We start from the raw sequence: 16,598 nt of genomic DNA, 5'->3' as shown, positions 1-16,598 counted from the left end.
CCACAAAAGAGACCCCAGCTTTCGCTGAGGTGACGACAGGCTTACGGATTGTTCGGGTCGATCGACTCGCCATTCTCGCGAGCGCGCTTCTCGGCCGCCCATTGCTGGATCTGCGCGAGGCTGCATCCGGTCGATCCCGACGCGCCGATGTTGGTGCAGCTATTGGGCAGCCCGCCCGCCTTGCGGCCGAGCGTGTCCAGCGCCGCGGCGCGGTTGACCCAGCTCTGGTTCTGCGCCGGGATCGGCTTGCGATCGCGCAGCGACTTGGGGATGCGGTACGGCTCCTCGATCCGCGAACACACGACGACCTCGGTCGGATCGGTCGCCTTCGGGCACGGCTGGTTGCCGACCAAGGCGATGTTGCGGATGCGCTGCGGCGGCTTGCCCGTCTCCGCCTGCTTCAACGCCCCCGCATGATCCTGCGCGGCCTGCGCATCGGCAGCCGCGACCTCCGCCTGGGTGGGCACCGGCGTTTGCGCAAAGGCGGCGGACGTCGAGAGCATCAGGGCAATCGTGAGAGCAGGGGCAAGCGCGCGAACCATGTTTCTAGTCTCCTCGGGTGCGTAACGTTCCCCCGGCCGGATTGCTCCATGCTGAATAGCGTTCGGGCGGGCGCGAATCGTGGCGCAATCCGGGCCTTATGTTGCGATTGCGTACGCTTTGGCTATGGCGGAGCGCATGATCCTGGTCATCGACAATTACGACAGCTTCACCTGGAACCTCGTCCATTATCTGATGGAGCTCGGCGCAGAGGTGAAGGTGGTGCGCAACGACGCGATGAGCGCGGCGGATGCGGTGGCGAGCAATGCGCAAGGGTTCCTGATCTCGCCCGGCCCCAAGACGCCCACCGAAGCCGGCATCAGCCTCGATCTCGTCGCCGCCTGCGCCGATCTCGGCAAGCCGTTGATGGGCGTGTGCCTCGGTCATCAGGCGATCGGCCAGCATTTCGGCGGCCGCGTGGTGCGCGGCGGGCTGATGCACGGCAAGACCTCGCCGGTGACGCATGACGGCACCGGCGTGTTCGAGGGCCTCCCCTCACCCTTCACCGCGACCCGCTATCACTCGCTGATCGTCGAGGATCTGCCCGCCGATCTCATCGCCAACGCGCACAGCGACGACGGATCGGTGATGGGCGTGCGCCACCGCGAGTTGCCCATCCACGGAGTCCAGTTCCACCCCGAGAGCATCGCCACCGAACACGGCCACGCCCTCCTCGCCAATTTCGTGCGGCTGGCGGGTGTTCCCGCCAAACTCCCCTCCCGCTTGCGGGAGGGGCTGGGGGAGGGCCCGTCCTTGGCAAGGGCGTCGTAATGTCGACAGCCCCTCCCCTAACCCCTCCCGTAAACGGGAGGGGAATACGCCTCCTCCCCGAAACGCGCGCGCCGCTCAGCCATGAGGACGCCGCCGACGCCTTCGCCGCGATCCTCGACGGGAAAGCGTCCGACGAGGCCATCGCCGCCTTCCTGATCGGCCTCTCCGAACGCGGTGAGACCAGCATCGAGATCGCCGAGGCCGCCCGCGCGATGCGCGCGCGCATGATCCCGATCGAGGCCCCCGCCGGCGCTATCGACGTCTGCGGCACCGGCGGCGACGGGCAGCACACGCTCAATGTCTCCACCGCCGTCGCCATCGTCGTCGCGGCCGCCGGCGTGCCTGTCGCCAAGCACGGCAACCGCGCCGCGTCTTCGAAGGCCGGCGCCGCCGACACGCTGGAGGCGCTCGGCCTCGACATGGACGCGGCGGCGCTGAAGGCCGAGGCGTCCTTACGCGATCTCGGCATCGCCTTCCTGTTCGCGGTCAATCACCACCCGGCGATGAAGCGCATCGCGCCGATCCGCAAAGCCATCGGCCGCCGCACGGTGTTCAACCTGATGGGCCCGCTCGCCAACCCGGCGCGGGTGACGCGGCAGTTGCTCGGCATCGCCCGGCCCGATTACGCACAGGTCTATGCCGAGGCGCTGACCTTGCTCGGGGCGGAAGCCGCGGCGATCGTCGCGGGCGAGGAAGGGCTCGACGAACTCTCCTGCGCCGGCCCCAGCATCGTCGCCAATGTCGGCACCGCCAGCCTGCCCGCTCGCATCACGCCGGAAGATGCCGGCCTCCCGCGTCACCCGCTCGCCGCGATCCGTGGCGGCGATGCGGCCGAGAACGCCGCCGCGCTCCGCCGCCTCCTCGCGGGCGAAAGCGGTGCCTACCGCGACGCCGTCCTCCTCAACGCCGCCGCCGCGCTCGTCGTGGCGGGCCGCGCCGATACCCTCCCCGAAGGCGCCAGCGCCGCCGCCGCCGTCATCGACAGCGGCGCCGCGAACAGGCTCCTCGACCAATGGATCGCATATTGATGGGCAATGTCCTCGACCGTATCCTCGAAACCAAGCGCGCCGACGTCGCCGCGCGCAAGGCGACGACTCCGCTTTCCGAACTCGACGCCTGCATCCACGCGCGCTCGAAGCCGCGCGGCTTCCGCGCCGCGCTCGATGCGAAGGCTGCGACCGGCCACGCGCTGATCGCCGAGATCAAGAAGGCGAGCCCCTCGAAAGGCGTGATCCGCGAGGATTTCGATCCCCCGGCGCACGCCGCCGCCTATGCCTCCGGCGGTGCCGCCTGCCTCTCGGTCCTCACCGACGAGGCGTGGTTCCAGGGCGCCGACTCCTACCTCACCGCCGCGCGCGACGCCTGCGACCTGCCGGTGCTGCGCAAGGATTTCATGGTCGATCCCTGGCAGGTGCCCGAATCGCGCGGGCTCGGTGCGGATTGCATCCTGCTGATCGTCGCCGCTCTCGACGACGGCCTGCTCGCCGAGATCGAGGCGAGCGCGCTCGAATGCGGCATGGACGTGCTGGTCGAGGTCCACGACGCCAAGGAGATGGAGCGCGCGCTGAAGCTCAAGTCGCGCCTGATCGGCGTCAACAACCGCGACCTGCGCGATTTCTCGGTCGATTTCACGCGCAGCTACGATCTCATGGCCAAGGCGCCCAAGGACTGCACCTTCGTCGCCGAAAGCGGCCTGACGACCCGCGCCGACCTCGACGCGATGGCCGAACACGGCGTCCACTGCTTCCTGATCGGCGAAGCGCTGATGCGGCAACCCGACATCGAAGCCGCCACGCGGGCGCTGGTGGGGTGAATGCGCCCCCTCCCCCGTTCGCCCTGAGCGAAGTCGAAGGGCATGTTCCGGGCGCTGCGATTTGGGGCACGTGCTTCGACTTCGCTCAGCACGAACGGAAGAAGAATGGCTGACCTCACCCACCTCGACGCCTCGGGCGCGGCCCGCATGGTCGACGTCGGCGGCAAGTCCGTCACCGCGCGGCAAGCCATCGCCACCGGGCGGATCACCATGTCGGCGGAGGCCGCGCGCGCCATTCGCGACGGCACCGCGCTGAAAGGCGACGTCCTCGCCGTCGCGCGGATCGCCGGCATCATGGCGGCCAAGCGCACCGCCGATCTCATCCCGCTCTGCCACCCGCTGCCGCTCACCAAGGTGTCGGTAGACCTCGCGCCCGACGCAACCGGCGTCACCGTCACAGCGACCGCCGCCACCGAAGGCAAGACCGGCGTCGAGATGGAGGCGCTCACCGCCGCCTCGGTCGCGCTGCTGACGATCTACGACATGGCCAAGGCGATCGACAAGGCGATGCAGATCACCGGCATCCGCCTGCTCGAAAAGCGCGGCGGCAAATCGGGCGACTGGAAAGCGCCCGAATGACCCTGCTCTCGGTCGAGGAAGCCACCGCGCGCCTGCTCGCGCTCGCCGATCCGGTCGCGACCGAAACCGTATCGCTGGGCGAGGCCGCCGGGCGCTGGGCGGCGGAGGATATCCCGGCGCTGCGCACTCAGCCCGAGCGCGACCTGTCCTCGATGGACGGTTACGCCATCCGCTTCGCCGACCTGCCCGGCCCGTTCCGCGTCATCGGCGAGAGTGCGGCGGGACGGCCCTTCGCGGGAACCGTCGCCCCCGGCGAGGCCGTCCGCATCTTCACCGGCGCGGCCACACCCGAAGGCACCGACACCGTCATGGTGCAGGAAGAAGCCGCACGGGAGGGCGACACCCTCACCCTCGCAGGCGAAGGCCCCGGCCGCGCTGGCCGCAACGTCCGCCCGAAAGGCCTCGACTTCACCACCGGCGACCTGCTGGTCGCGCGTGGCGAGCGCCTCTCCGCCCCCCGCATCGCGCTCGCCGCGACCGGCGGGCACGGCGCGCTCCCCGTCCGCCGCCGCATCCGCGTCGCCATCGCCGCGACCGGCGACGAACTCGTCCCCCCCGGCACACCCGTCGCGGAGGGCAGCCTGCCCGAGGGCAACAGCGCGATGCTCGCCGCGATGCTCGCCGATCTGCCGGTCGCGCTGATCCCGCTCGGCATCCTGCCCGACCGGCTCGACGCCATCACCGCCGCCTTCGCCAGCGTGGATGCCGACGTCCTCGTCACCACCGGCGGCGCGTCGGTCGGCGATCACGATCTTGTCCGTCCCGCGCTGGAGGCCGCAGGCGGCAGCCTCGATTTCTGGCGGATCGCGCTCCGGCCCGGCAAGCCGATGCTCGCCGGGCGGCTGAACGGCACGATCGTCCTCGGCCTGCCCGGCAACCCCGTCTCGGCCTTCGTCACCGGATCCGTGTTCCTGCGTCCGCTGATCGCCCACCTTGGCGGCGCGGCCGACACGCGCCTGCGGACGCAGCCCGCAATCCTCGGCGAGGATCTGCCCGCAAACGATCACCGCATGGATTTCCTGCGCGCGGAAACGCGGGACGGCCGCGTCCACGTCGCCGCCATTCAGGACTCCTCGATGCTGCGCACGCTCGCCCGCGCCGACTGCCTCGTGCTGCGCGCGCCGCGCGCGCCGAAGGCCAGTGCGGGCGACTCGGTGGAAATCCTGCGCATCGCTTGACTTGCAAAATAATGTTCCATATTGGTTCCGCATCTGTTCGGACGGAGGAACGCGATGCTCACCCGCAAGCAGCATGAGCTGATCTGCTTCATCAACGATCGCCTGGAGGAGACCGGCGTGTCGCCCTCTTTCGAGGAGATGAAGGAGGCGCTCGACCTCAAGTCCAAGTCGGGCGTCCACCGCTTGATCTCGGCGCTCGAGGAACGCCAGTTCATCCGCCGCCTCCCCAACCGCGCCCGCGCGCTCGAAGTGCTGCGGATGCCCGAACGCTCGGCGACCGCGAAGAAGGTCGTCGCGGCGGCGCCCGAGCCCAAGCCCGACAATTTCCGCCGCATGCCCGAGCCGGCGAACGACGTCATCGAGATCCCGCTGCACGGCCGCATCGCCGCCGGCGTCCCGATCGAGGCGTTCGAGGGCCAGTCGATGCTCGCCGTCCCCGCCGCCCTGCTCGGCGGCGGCGAACATTACGCGCTCGAAGTGGCGGGAGATTCGATGGTCGAGGCCGGCATCCTCGACGGCGACTATGCTCTCATCCGCCGCACCGAGACCGCGCGCGACGGCGAGATCGTCGTGGCCCTGATCGAGGATGCCGAGGCAACGCTCAAATTCTTCCGCCGCGAAGGCGCGATGATCCGCCTAGACCCCGCCAACCGCGCCTACGATCCCCAACGCTACGCCCCCGCGCAGGTCCGCGTGCAGGGCAAGCTGGCGGGGCTGTTGCGACGGTATGACTGACGGCCGCAGGCGCGTAGCGTAGCTATGCGCCGGTGCGGCTCTGCCGCAGCGCCCGGCCCGGACGGCGGGTCGGCGCGAAGCACCGAACCCGGCCGACGGCTTTGCCGGCGGCGGAAAACTACGGCCGAACGTCTGTTTACGACCCTTAGCGGACATTCAGCGGGCTTCGTGGAAGGGCAGTCAACGCCCCACTAGCGGACTTTCCCAAGGCATCGACGAACCATCGCCACTTTCGTATATTTTCGAATGAGGAGTGATCGCTGATGGCAAGACGGCGTATTCGTGGCTTAAAAAAAGCGCTCATAGCCTTTACGGGCGGAGCCACCGTCGTCGCTGGCACGGCCGTTGCGCAAACGCTAGCGTCTCCCCGCTCGCCGCCATTGCGGCTAGCAGAACCTAACTGGGTTCCTCTCGATGCGGCGCAAGTATCGGCAATGTTCGCAAATAGAACTCTCGAACTCAATGAACGCTATGAACCCGCACGGGGCATAACCGTGAGCGTCACCTTTATGGGAGGTTGCGCGCCATTAGAGACATTTTACCAGAATGGAGATTGGTCGCTGAACGAGTGCCATCGCGCTCGTCGAACTTACGACGGGCGTTGGAAGGTTGAGCCATATCGAGGGACAGCGCGACTATGCGTCTCTGCGCCTGATCTGCCCGATCGCTGTAGAGTTGTCTGGCAAGGGCCGTCCGCCCACGACGTTATCATGTTGCCGGTGAGGTCCCCCATCGGAAACGATGAATTTGACGACTGGTACGTACCGTACCGCCTCGCCGAACGTCGGGGCCCAGATCACCCTCCGCACGCTGACGTTTTGCCTCGTCTAACTGAGTTACCCGATCTGTCTCCGGCGAAATGAAGAAGCTGCGCCTCGCCACTGTCGGCTTTCCACCCACTACCGACATTCCCCTGTCCTACACCCGCGCCCTTGCGCTATCCTCGCGGCCGCTCTTTCTCATCGCCAACATACCCTCGCCCCGCCAGCCGCACAGGGACGCGCGAACCCTGCGGATCAGTGTGACCTTAGTGTGACCTTCCGCGCCGGATCGGTACAATTCTGGAAACGATCGCGCCTTACAGTTTCGATTCAGGCGTCAATCTGTCAAGCGAGCTATCACTCTGGCCGACGCCCGCTCGCTCGCGCGCCGCTCCCGCTGACCTGCCCGACCTCTGCCGCCACCGCCGCCGCGAACGCTCCGGCACGACGGGCGGCGCGACCACCCACGGATGCTTGTCCCCCGGTTGCCGCACCGTCGTCGTCCGCCCGGCCGCCAGCGCGATCGCCACGCCGCCCGTCGTCGCCAGCGTCGCACGGTCCAGCTTCAGCCAGCGCGGCATACACCCCCGCGGCAGGCCACGCTCGCTGACGACGATGTCGGCGCTCGCACACGCCGCGATCAGCTCCTTCGCCGGCACCAGATAGGCGCTGCGCGTCGCCAGGATGCGCCAGCTCCGCCCGCCGGTCGTGCGCGTCGCCAGGCACAGGTCGCGGCTGCAGCGCGCGTCGGGCTGTTCGGAGAGCAGCACCGGCACCGCATCGATTCCGGCATTTTCGGAGAATATGTCGGCGGTATAATCCCCCACCCGGTCGCGCAGCACGGCAAGGTTGCCGCCCGAGGTGCGGATCGCGACGTGGCGGCCGTCGCCCGTCACCAGCAGATCGGGCGCGGGCGTCGCCAGCGCCCAGATCGCGCCCGCCGCCAGCGGCACCGCACCAAGCCTCCGCCAGCGCGTCCGCCACAGCGCGATCCACAATCCGCCCGCCACCATCAGCGCATAGGCCCCGCCCGGCACCGCCGGCAGCGCCGCGACCGCGCCGGGCAAGCCCGCCACCGCATGCGCGATCCACAGCAGCAGATCGAGCGACCGCGCCGTCAGCCACCAGAACGGCCAGCCCAGCCCAACTGGATCGAGCAGCAAGGCCAGCGCCTCGAGCGGCATCGTCACGAAGGTCGTCAGCGGGATCGCGACGATGTTGGCCACCGCGCCGTACACGCCCGCGCGGTGGAAATGGTAGACCGAGATCGGGATCAGCGCGACCTCCACGACGAGGCCGGTCAGCAGCAGCGACGCCAGCCCGCGCAGCATCGCCCGCCCGCGCCCCTCCTCGTGCGGCCCGAACCAGCGCCGCATCGCGGGATGCTCATGCAAGGAAATGATCGCCGCCACCGCCGCGAAGCTGAGCTGGAAGCTCGGCCCCGCCAGCGCCTCCGGGAAGAGCAGCAGCACGACGAACGCCCCCGCCGCGACCAGCCGCAGCGTCAGCGCCTCGCGCCCCATCGCCAGCGCGACCAGCACCAGCAGCGCGGCGACGCACGATCGGATCGTCGGCACCTCCGCGCCGGTCAGCAGCGTATAGCCGATCGCCGCCAGCGCCCCCGCGCCCGCCGCGATCAGCGGGATGCGCGTGCGCAGCGCGATCCAGGGCGAGAGCGCGAGCAGCCGCCCGACCAGCAGCATCACCGCGCCCACCGCCGCGGTGATGTGCAGCCCGCTCACCGAGAGCAGGTGCGCGAGGCCCGACCGGCGCATCGCATCGGCATCCGCTTGCGAGATCGCGCCCTGATCGCCGGTCGCCAGCGCGGCCGCGATCGCGCCCGCGCCGCCCGGCGCGCTCGTCTGGATATGCTTCGACAGCGTCTGGCGCAGCCCGCTCAGCGCATCGCCGCCGCCCGCCGTCACGATCTTCACCGGCGCGAAGCCCCGTCCGGTCGCACCGATCCCGTCGAACCAGGCGACGCGGGCATAGTCGTAGGCACCCGGCACCGCAGGCCCCGGCGGCGGCATCAGCCGCGCACCGAGCGAGATCACCGCGCCGCGCGTGAGCCCGGCAGGCACGTCCGCCTCGGCGATATTGACGCGGATATGCGACGGCAAGGTCGGCGGCGGACGATCGCTCGGGCGGCTCCCCGGCAACACCCGCAGCGGTGCCAGCCGCAGCCGCACCAGATCGCGCGCCACCAGCGGCTCGATCCGCTCGACCCGCGCCTCGAACGTCACCACCGCCGGCGCGGCCAGCGGCGGCGCCCAGACGCTCTCTGCCCGCCACCACACGATCGCCACGCCAACGGCCACCAGCACCCCGCCGACCGCGATCGCCCGCCCAGCCCGGTCGCCGCGCCCGATCGCCACGCCGCCCAGCGCCGCGCCGGCCGCCACCAGCATCACGGTGATCCATGCCGGCGCGTCCGGCAGCAGGAACCAAGCCGCGATCCCCGCCCCCAGCGCCACCGGCAGCCACAGCACGAGCTGGTCGCGCTCTGCCTCCAGCCATCGCTCCACCCCGCGTCCGGCACCCCCCAAAGGCGCAAGCCACCGCGCGATTTGAAGCGGCGGGAGGTGCGTGCTAGGGGCGTCGGCGGCTGATCTGGCCATTCATTCCTGTCTGGGAGCATGCGCGCTTGGGCGCAACTGAAGATACCGCGACGGCCCTTCCCGGCGCGTCCGATACCGCACCTGTCGTTACCCGGTTCGCGCCCTCGCCGACCGGCTATCTGCACATCGGCGGCGCGCGCACCGCGCTGTTCAACTGGCTGTATGCCAAGGCGAAGGGTGGCAAGTTCCTGCTGCGGATCGAGGATACCGACCGCGCCCGTTCGACCGATCAGGCGATCGCGGCGATCCTCGACGGGATGCGCTGGCTCGATCTCGACTGGGACGGTGAGGAAACCTACCAGTTCGCGCGCGGCGAGCGGCACGCCGCAGTGGCGCGCGAAATGGTCGAGAAGGGCGCGGCCTATCGCTGCTACCTGACGCAGGACGAACTCGCCCAGATGCGCGTCGAGGCGGAAGCCGCCAAGAAGCCGCTGCGCATTCGCTCGCCCTGGCGGGAGCGCGACGACGAGCCGGCCGGCGACAAGCCGTATGTCGTCCGCCTCAAGGCCCCGACCGAGGGCGCGACGACGATCCACGACCGCGTCCAGGGCGAGGTCACCGTGCAGAACAGCGAGATCGACGATCTCGTCCTGCTCCGTTCGGACGGCACGGCGACCTATATGCTGGCGGTGGTGGTCGACGATCACGACATGGGCGTCACCCATGTCATCCGCGGCGACGATCACCTCAACAACGCCTTCCGGCAGCTCCCGATCTACCGCGCGATGGGCTGGGCCGAGCCGGTCTATGCGCATATCCCGCTGATCCACAACGCCGACGGCAGCAAGATGTCGAAGCGCAAGAACGCGGTCGCGGTCGATCTCTACCGCGACGAGCTCGGCATGTTGCCCGAGGCGATCGACAATTACCTGCTCCGCCTCGGCTGGGGGCACGGTGACGACGAGATCATCAGCCGTGAACAGGCGATCGCATGGTTCGATCTGGCAGGTATCGGAAAATCACCAAGCCGGTTCGATATCAAGAAGCTCGAGAACCTTAACGGCCATTATATCCGTGAGGCGGACGACGCTCGGCTGGCCGCGCTGATCGCACCGCGCGTGGCCCCAGATCTTTCGGCGAAGGACGTAGAATTGCTGCAACGCGCCATGCCATCGATGAAGCCGCGCGCCGCCAATCTCGTCGATCTGGCGGATGGTGCGACCTTTCTCTTTCGCGCTCGCCCACTGGAAATTGCGGCCGATGCGGCAGCGCTTCTCGCCGGTGACGCCCCTGCGCTGCTCGCCCGCCTGCACGCGGCGCTTGACGCGGTGGAAAGCTGGGATACGGAGAAACTCGAAGCCGCGGTTCGGCAGGTCGCCGAAGATGCAGGGGTCAAGCTCGGTCAGGTCGCGCAGCCGCTGCGCGTAGCCCTGGTCGGGCGGAAAACCTCCCCGGGGATTTTCGACGTGCTCGAATTGCTCGGGCGCGACGAGAGCCTCGGCCGGATCGCGGACCAGATGGGTAGCTGAACAGAAGGACTTGGATATGGGTGAGACCGCGAAAATCAGCGTGGCCGGCAAGGATGTCGAGAATGCCGTCATGTCCGGCACGGTCGGCCCGGACGTCATCGATATCCGCAAGCTGTATGCCCAGACGGGCATGTTCACCTACGACCCCGGCTTCACCTCGACCGCGAGCTGCGACTCGGCGATCACCTATATCGACGGTGACGAGGGCGTGCTGCTCCACCGCGGGTATCCGATCGGGCAGCTGGCGGAAAAGTCGAGCTTCATGGAGGTCTGCTACCTCCTGCTGAACGGCGAGCTGCCGTCGAAGGACGAGCTCGGCACCTTCAGCCACACGATCAGCCGCCATACGATGCTGCACGAACAGCTCGCCAACTTCTATTCGGGCTTCCGCCGCGACGCGCACCCGATGGCGATCATGTGCGGCGTCGTCGGTGCCCTCTCGGCATTCTATGCCGACTCGGCGGACGTGACCGACCCCTATCAACGCATGATCGCCAGCCACCGGCTGATCGCCAAGATGCCGACGATCGCGGCGATGGCGTACAAATATTCGATCGGCCAGCCGTTCATGCACCCCAAGAACGACCTGTCGTACACCGGCAACTTCCTGCGCATGACCTTCGGCGTGCCGGCCGAGGAGTATGTCGTTGATCCGGTGATCGAGAAGGCGATGGACCGCATCTTCATCCTCCACGCCGATCACGAGCAGAACGCCTCGACATCGACCGTGCGCCTTGCCGGATCGTCTGGCGCGAACCCGTTCGCGTGCATCGCGGCGGGCATCGCCTGCCTGTGGGGCCCGGCGCACGGCGGCGCGAACGAAGCCGCGCTCAACATGCTCCACGAGATCGGCACGCCCGACAAGATCCCGGAGTATATCGCCCGCGCCAAGGACAAGAACGATCCGTTCCGCCTGATGGGCTTCGGCCACCGCGTGTACAAGAACTACGATCCGCGCGCGACGGTGATGCAGCAGACCGTGCGCGAGGTGTTCAAGGCGATGAACGTCAGCGACCCCGTTTTCGACACGGCGCTGAAGCTGGAAGAGATCGCGCTGAGCGACCCGTATTTCATCGAGAAGAAGCTGTTCCCGAACGTCGATTTCTATTCGGGCATCATCCTTTCGGCGATCGGTTTCCCGACGACGATGTTCACCGCGCTGTTCGCGCTCGCCCGCACCGTCGGCTGGGTCGCGCAGTGGAACGAGATGATTTCCGACCCGCAGCAGAAGATCGGCCGTCCGCGCCAGCTCTACACCGGCGCGACCGAGCGCGACTACGTTCCCGTCGAAAAGCGCTAAGTGCGCATCGCCATCGCCACCATCGGCGCGCTGATGGTGACGATGGGCCTGCTCTGGATCGGCCAGGGCCTGGGCTTCATCATGTGGCCTGCGTCGAGCTTCATGCTCGCGCAAAAGCAGTGGGCGCTCTATGGCGCGATCCTCGCAGTGGCGGGCGCGGCGCTGATCTGGGGAGCGCGGCGTCGCTAAAGTGATAGCTCGGTTGACAGATTGACACCTGAATCGAAACTGTCACCCACGATCGTTTCCGAAATTGCGCTGATCGAGCGCGGAAAGTCACACTAGGATCACACTGGTCCGGGGTGTACGGGCGCTCACGTGTTGGACGGTTTGTACGCGGAAGTTTACAAAGTTACGCTACGTCTGCGTCTGTTGTCCCTTTCCGGCGGCCGCGCGGCGCGGACGCGAGAACGGTTTTCGCGGGAATGGCGAGTGGCGGGTCCAACGGTTCAAAGAGCGTCGGCGCGATATCGCAGATCGGTTGCGTGTAGGACAGCGGGAATGTCCGGGATCGGGTGGAAAGCGGACATTTCTGCTTCGCCGAACTAGACGCTACCAACCCAGACGGTGGCGCATCCGCTGCCACCACGAACCCTGCTCCGATGACGCTGTTACCAAAAGCCGCCCCGCTTGCGTTGCGGTGACACCGAGCAGAAGCGAGATCTCTTCCACTGAGATGTCGGGCCGTTCTTTTCGCAGGTCTTCCGCCGTCCAAACCAGCGACGGGGAGAGGCGCTCCAAGAAGATGCAAGGTCGAATACGCAACGCGTGCCCTGTTTTTAGCACGCGCTCGTAACTGAGAAACTCGACCGGCCATTCGGCATTGACAAAAATGCGGTCGGCTTCATCTACGCTCAACCGCCGTAGGAAATACTCATCGAAGATGCGTTCTTCCTGAGCAATCATCCAATGCTGACCGCACGCATGGCACTGCGATAGGTGTAACCACCAAGCGTCTCCGCCATGATCGACTACATTCTCGACAGTCGCGAACACTCGCTCGTCCAGACCGTCTCCACCCATCGGCACTGCGGCCAAGTCAGGCAGGGATGCGCAACAACAACGGCTTGACGCTTCGTTCATCTAAGCAGGATGCGGCGAAGAGCGAATGTCCGCAATGGGTCGCAAACAGACCCTCGCGGCTTAGGTTCAGCCCCGATACGGCAGCGTGAACACGAACCGCGCGCCCTGCCCCGGCGCGCTGTCGACCGTGACGTCGCCGCCCATCGCGCGCGCGAGGCGGCGGGCGATGTAGAGGCCGAGGCCGCTGCCGCCGGGCTCGCGCGGATCGACGCGCTCGAACTTTTCGAAGATGCGGGTCTGATCGGCGAGCGCGATACCCTTGCCCTGATCGGCGACGATGATCGCCGCGAAGGCACCGTCACGCTCGGCGCGGACCCACACCATCCCCTCGCGCGGGGAATAGCGCACGGCGTTGCCGATGAGGTTGACGAGCACCTGCAGCGCGCGGCGAAATTCGCCGGTGGCGGGGAGAAGCTCGCCGGTGGCGGGGCGATCGATCCGCACCTTCGCCTCGGCAGCGCGGACGGACAGGAGACCGGCGGCGCGGCGGGCGATATCGGCGAGATCGAGCGCTTCGGACGCGACCGAGAAATCGGGCCGTTCGATCGCCTGCAGATCGACGAGATCGTCGACCAGGCCCATCAGATGCCGCCCCGCGCTGGCGATGTCGGCGGCGTAATCGGCATAGTCCTGGCGCAGCGGGCCTTCGGACTGGGCGTTGATGCTGTCGGCGTTGGCGATGATGCGGCCGAGCGGCGCGCGGAGCGCCGCGTCGAGGCGCGCGGCGAAGGCGATCGTCGCGTCGGTGCGGGGTGCGGGCTCCGGGGTGGCGACCTGCACCGTCACCGCGCCGCGAAAGCCCGCGAAGCCGCCGCGCTTGTCGATCAGGGGGCGCGCTTCCAGCCGCACCTGCTCGCCGGTCGGGCGCAGCGTCGCGGGCTGGTCGTCGAAATGCTCGTGCATGGCGAGGCCGCCGAGGATCGGGAAGCCGCCGACGCGGTCCTCGCCGAGCGCGAACAATCTGGTGAGCGGGCTGCCCAGCATCGCGTCGCCGTCGAAGCCGTGGCGCGGGCCCGCCTTGGGCGAGAGAAAGGTCAGCCGCAGCGCGGAGTCGGTTTCCCACGACCAGTCGGCGTCGATCGCGGCGAAATCCGCCTCGCGCGTGTCGACCGTCTCGGGCGCATCCCATTCGGGGCGGCTGCGCCAGCCGGTGATGCCGAGCGAAACGCCGCCATCGGTCGGCTCGGCGCGCACCCAGAGTTCGATGTCGCGCTCTCCGTCCGCCGCGACGATGCCGCGCGCGACGAGGATGCCGAGCCGCTGTGCGAGGCGCGCGATCGTCGCGATCTGCGGCACCGCCACTGTCGCGCCGAGCCGCCCGCCCGCGCGCGCGTTGAGATCGTGCAGGCGCTGGTCGGCCTCGATCAGCCGCCCGTCGCGATCGACGAGGCCGCGCACCGGCGGCAGGGTCGCCTCATGCGCGTTCATGCGCGTGCGCCGCGCGCGAGCGCGAGCAATGCCGCGCGGTAATCGGGATGAAGCAACAGCGGCGCGATCGCGCTGCGCGCCTCGGTGGCGGGGACCGAGGCGATGCCGTCGAGCGCATCGGCGAACCGCTCGACATCGCGGCGCGGATCGGCGTCGCTGAGCGCGAGGCCGATCCTGGCGATGGCGATCCGGTCGAGTTCCAATGCGCGCAACACCAGCCACAAACGATCGGCATCGGGATCCAGCACCACGTCACGCGCATCGGCGAAATCGAGGCCGAGCGCGTGGCCGAGCAAGGCGATGAACAGCGACAGCCGCCGGTCGGCGAGCGATTCGAGCAGCAGCGGCGCGAGTTCCTCCGCGCGCGGATCGAGCGCCGCCGCCAGCCGCATCGCCGATGCCTCCAGCCGCTCGCTCTCGTCATGCGCGGCGACGCTGCGCAGCGCAGCCTCGGCGAGCGCGCGATCGAGCGTGTCAGTTGCGTCGGGCGCGCTGTCGCGCAGGGCGGCGGCGACCCACCAGACGAGGCGGTGATGGAGTTCCGCGGGCAAATCGGTGCGCGTCCCCGCGCCGGGCTCGCGCCTGCGCCCCTCGGCGGCGAGCAGCGCGACGGCGTTGGTCGCGACGACGTGATCGGGATATTGCGAGAGCCGGGCGAGCATGCTCGGCTGATCGGCGCGATCAGGCGATTCGACCGGGAGCGCCTCGGAGAGTTGCGTCTGGCGCACGCGACCGATGAGTTCGCCCATCAGCTCGCTGTCGCGGACGAGGCCGACCGCGACGAGCCGGTCGAGCGCGAGCGGTGCCCCGGCCAGCGCGGGGCCGCCGCGTGCCGCGAGCAGACGCCCGGCATGCGCGCGAATCGCCGCCTCGATCGTGCCGACGAGGCCGCTCAGCGACTGGGCGAGGCCATCGCGAAGCTGGTCGTCGAGCCGCCCGTCGTCGCTCAGAAAGAAATCGTCGATGGCGATGGCGAGCCTGCGGTCCGCACGCGCGTCTGCCTGCGCTGCGCGGGTGCGCAACGTGGCTGCGCCGCTGCGGACGCCGTCTTCCTGGTCGCGATGAGAGATCGCCATGCGACAGTGCTTAGGGATTTGCGGTTAAAACGCACCTAAGGCTTTTCGGGTCATTTTTCATGACTCAGCCCCTCGATTGCCGAAGCAAGGGTGACGACCGCGTAGAGCGTGACGACCCCGACGGCGACGAGCGCCTCCCCCACCAGCACCGGCGCGAGCATCAGGAGGGGTGCGGCGAGCGGGCTAGACCACCAGCGGCGGGGATGTGCGGCGCGGGTGATTCGCTCGACCAGCAGGCTGGCGACGAGCGCCCCGACGGCCAGCATCCATCCGGTCGCCTGCCCGGTCGATCCGCCGACCGCGACCACGGAGAGCGCGGAGAGCGCGGGGCTGGCGATGGCGAGGCCGCGCGCGAGGCCGTCCTCGTCGCGCAGCCACGCCAGCGTCGACCCGGTCGTGCCGAGCAGCGCCGCGACGAGGACCGTCACCAGCCCGACCACGCCCCAGCCGAAATAGATCGCCGCCAGCCCGATCAGCCCGAGCACGCCCGTCCCCGCGCCGAGCGGCCAGGTCGGCACCCCTTGCGCGAACAGGTGCGGCAAGGCGGCGCGCGCCAGGGGGGCGGCGATGTAGCGATCGGCCCAGCGCACCGGGCGCGCGACGAGGCTCGCGATCGTCGCATTGCCGAGTGCCGCCAGCGCGCGCGAATCGCGTTCGATCGCGTGATGGATCTCGGCCTCCGCGGGAAGGTGGACGTGCGCCGCGCCGCTCTGTGCGATCACGCGCAGCAGCGTCGACTGGAAATCGTAATCGCGCGGCAAAGCGGCGACGTCGGCGATCCGCCGCGCCTCGACCAGCGCCATGCCGGCCCAGGCGGTGGCGACGCCGATGCGTTCGAACGCCGGATCCTCGTCGTCGATGACGAGGATGCCCTCGCCGCTCTCGTCGACCAGCGCCATCACCGCATCGCCGGTGGTGACGAGCCCGTCCGCCACGACCAGCACGCGCGCGAGCGGATGGAGCTTCTCGATCGCCTCCGCCGCCGTGCGCACCGCATCGACCGACACGCCGCGCCGTCCGATGCGGCTGATCGCGCCGAGCAGCCCCGGCGTCATCCGCGCGACCGCCAGCACGATCTGCGTCGCGCCGGCCGCGATCAGCAGCCGCGCCTGAAACTCGATGAGCGTGAGCCCGCCGAACGGCAACGTCTCGGCAAGCGTCCCCGCTTTGTCGTCGGCGTCTTCCGTCGCGAAAATGAGCCCCGCCAGCATCGGCGGGGTGTTAAGCGGTCAGGCCGGTAAAGGCAA

Annotated in this window: 15 protein-coding genes; 9 read left to right on the top strand and 6 right to left on the bottom strand. The window is 68.7% G+C overall.

What is annotated here, in order from left to right:
- Positions 1-41: 41 nt before the first annotated feature.
- Entirely contained in the window at positions 42-542 is a 501-nt protein-coding gene (locus Q5H94_RS02355; protein WP_304559578.1) for a hypothetical protein, read from the bottom strand.
- A gap of 136 nt (positions 543-678) precedes the next feature.
- Here Q5H94_RS02355 and Q5H94_RS02350 point away from each other — a divergent pair, with 136 nt between their 5' ends.
- From Q5H94_RS02350 to lexA, 6 genes are all read left to right on the top strand, one after another.
- Entirely contained in the window at positions 679-1,311 is a 633-nt protein-coding gene (locus Q5H94_RS02350; RefSeq protein WP_304559576.1) for an anthranilate synthase component II, read from the top strand.
- Entirely contained in the window at positions 1,311-2,339 is a 1,029-nt protein-coding gene (gene trpD / locus Q5H94_RS02345; protein WP_304559574.1) for an anthranilate phosphoribosyltransferase, read from the top strand. Before Q5H94_RS02350 ends, trpD begins: the two co-directional genes overlap by 1 nt.
- A complete protein-coding gene (gene trpC / locus Q5H94_RS02340) occupies positions 2,339-3,124 on the top strand; it encodes an indole-3-glycerol phosphate synthase TrpC (RefSeq protein ID WP_304559748.1) in 786 nt (261 codons plus the stop codon). Before trpD ends, trpC begins: the two co-directional genes overlap by 1 nt.
- Before the next feature lie 105 nt (positions 3,125-3,229).
- Positions 3,230-3,703, top strand: a complete 474-nt coding sequence (gene moaC / locus Q5H94_RS02335; protein WP_304559572.1) for a cyclic pyranopterin monophosphate synthase MoaC — start codon at positions 3,230-3,232, stop codon at positions 3,701-3,703.
- A complete protein-coding gene (locus Q5H94_RS02330) occupies positions 3,700-4,881 on the top strand; it encodes a molybdopterin molybdotransferase MoeA (protein ID WP_304559570.1) in 1,182 nt (393 codons plus the stop codon). The genes moaC and Q5H94_RS02330 overlap by 4 nt, the downstream gene beginning before the upstream one ends.
- A 54-nt stretch (positions 4,882-4,935) precedes the next feature.
- Positions 4,936-5,616, top strand: coding sequence for a transcriptional repressor LexA (lexA, locus tag Q5H94_RS02325; protein WP_304559569.1), 681 nt, complete (start codon positions 4,936-4,938; stop codon positions 5,614-5,616).
- A 1,078-nt stretch (positions 5,617-6,694) separates the two neighbouring features.
- Here lexA and Q5H94_RS02320 read toward each other — a convergent pair.
- Entirely contained in the window at positions 6,695-8,902 is a 2,208-nt protein-coding gene (locus Q5H94_RS02320; RefSeq protein ID WP_304559568.1) for a ComEC/Rec2 family competence protein, read from the bottom strand.
- A 119-nt stretch (positions 8,903-9,021) separates the two neighbouring features.
- Here Q5H94_RS02320 and gltX point away from each other — a divergent pair, with 119 nt between their 5' ends.
- From gltX to Q5H94_RS02305, 3 genes are read left to right on the top strand one after another with little or no spacing between them, the layout of a single operon-like run.
- Entirely contained in the window at positions 9,022-10,464 is a 1,443-nt protein-coding gene (gltX, locus tag Q5H94_RS02315; RefSeq protein WP_304559567.1) for a glutamate--tRNA ligase, read from the top strand.
- A 16-nt stretch (positions 10,465-10,480) separates the two neighbouring features.
- Positions 10,481-11,764: a citrate synthase gene (locus tag Q5H94_RS02310; RefSeq protein ID WP_304559566.1), complete on the top strand. Its 1,284-nt coding sequence runs from the start codon at positions 10,481-10,483 to the stop codon at positions 11,762-11,764.
- Positions 11,765-11,953, top strand: coding sequence for a hypothetical protein (locus tag Q5H94_RS02305; protein WP_304559564.1), 189 nt, complete (start codon positions 11,765-11,767; stop codon positions 11,951-11,953).
- A gap of 363 nt (positions 11,954-12,316) precedes the next feature.
- Here the strand turns inward: Q5H94_RS02305 and Q5H94_RS02300 are convergent, their stop codons facing one another.
- The 4 genes from Q5H94_RS02300 to Q5H94_RS02285 all read right to left on the bottom strand — a co-directional run bounded on the left by Q5H94_RS02300 (position 12,317) and on the right by Q5H94_RS02285 (position 16,562).
- Positions 12,317-12,670 (bottom strand): hypothetical protein, encoded by a 354-nt coding sequence (locus Q5H94_RS02300; RefSeq protein WP_304559563.1) that lies wholly within the window; start codon positions 12,668-12,670, stop codon positions 12,317-12,319.
- 243 nt (positions 12,671-12,913) lie between these two features.
- The gene (locus tag Q5H94_RS02295) at positions 12,914-14,275 is read right to left on the bottom strand and encodes a sensor histidine kinase (RefSeq protein WP_304559561.1); all 1,362 of its coding nucleotides are present in this window, start codon (positions 14,273-14,275) and stop codon (positions 12,914-12,916) included.
- The gene (locus Q5H94_RS02290) at positions 14,272-15,351 is read right to left on the bottom strand and encodes a DUF2336 domain-containing protein (protein ID WP_304559560.1); all 1,080 of its coding nucleotides are present in this window, start codon (positions 15,349-15,351) and stop codon (positions 14,272-14,274) included. The genes Q5H94_RS02295 and Q5H94_RS02290 overlap by 4 nt, the downstream gene beginning before the upstream one ends.
- Positions 15,352-15,401: 50 nt before the next feature.
- A complete protein-coding gene (locus Q5H94_RS02285; RefSeq protein ID WP_304559559.1) occupies positions 15,402-16,562 on the bottom strand; it encodes a hypothetical protein in 1,161 nt (386 codons plus the stop codon).
- Between the last annotated feature and the right edge of the window lie 36 nt (positions 16,563-16,598).

The sequence above is a fragment of the Sphingomonas immobilis genome, assembly GCF_030580995.1.
GTDB classification, from domain to species: Bacteria; Pseudomonadota; Alphaproteobacteria; order Sphingomonadales; family Sphingomonadaceae; genus Sphingomonas; species Sphingomonas immobilis.
Note: the sequence above shows the minus strand (reverse complement) of the source record. Positions and strands in the feature narration are given on the sequence as shown.

Excerpts from the sequence above, each read along its gene's own strand:
- Q5H94_RS02355 (WP_304559578.1), bottom strand. The coding sequence starts at position 542 with ATGGTTCGCGCGCTTGCCCCTGCTCTCACGATTGCCCTGATGCTCTCG.
- Q5H94_RS02350 (WP_304559576.1), top strand. The coding sequence starts at position 679 with ATGATCCTGGTCATCGACAATTACGACAGCTTCACCTGGAACCTCGTC.
- trpD (WP_304559574.1), top strand. The coding sequence starts at position 1,311 with ATGTCGACAGCCCCTCCCCTAACCCCTCCCGTAAACGGGAGGGGAATA.
- trpC (WP_304559748.1), top strand. The coding sequence starts at position 2,339 with ATGGGCAATGTCCTCGACCGTATCCTCGAAACCAAGCGCGCCGACGTC.
- moaC (WP_304559572.1), top strand. The coding sequence starts at position 3,230 with ATGGCTGACCTCACCCACCTCGACGCCTCGGGCGCGGCCCGCATGGTC.
- Q5H94_RS02330 (WP_304559570.1), top strand. The coding sequence starts at position 3,700 with ATGACCCTGCTCTCGGTCGAGGAAGCCACCGCGCGCCTGCTCGCGCTC.
- lexA (WP_304559569.1), top strand. The coding sequence starts at position 4,936 with ATGCTCACCCGCAAGCAGCATGAGCTGATCTGCTTCATCAACGATCGC.
- Q5H94_RS02310 (WP_304559566.1), top strand. The coding sequence starts at position 10,481 with ATGGGTGAGACCGCGAAAATCAGCGTGGCCGGCAAGGATGTCGAGAAT.
- Q5H94_RS02300 (WP_304559563.1), bottom strand. The coding sequence starts at position 12,670 with ATGATTGCTCAGGAAGAACGCATCTTCGATGAGTATTTCCTACGGCGG.
- Q5H94_RS02295 (WP_304559561.1), bottom strand. The coding sequence starts at position 14,275 with ATGAACGCGCATGAGGCGACCCTGCCGCCGGTGCGCGGCCTCGTCGAT.
- Q5H94_RS02290 (WP_304559560.1), bottom strand. The coding sequence starts at position 15,351 with ATGGCGATCTCTCATCGCGACCAGGAAGACGGCGTCCGCAGCGGCGCA.
- Q5H94_RS02285 (WP_304559559.1), bottom strand. The coding sequence starts at position 16,562 with ATGCTGGCGGGGCTCATTTTCGCGACGGAAGACGCCGACGACAAAGCG.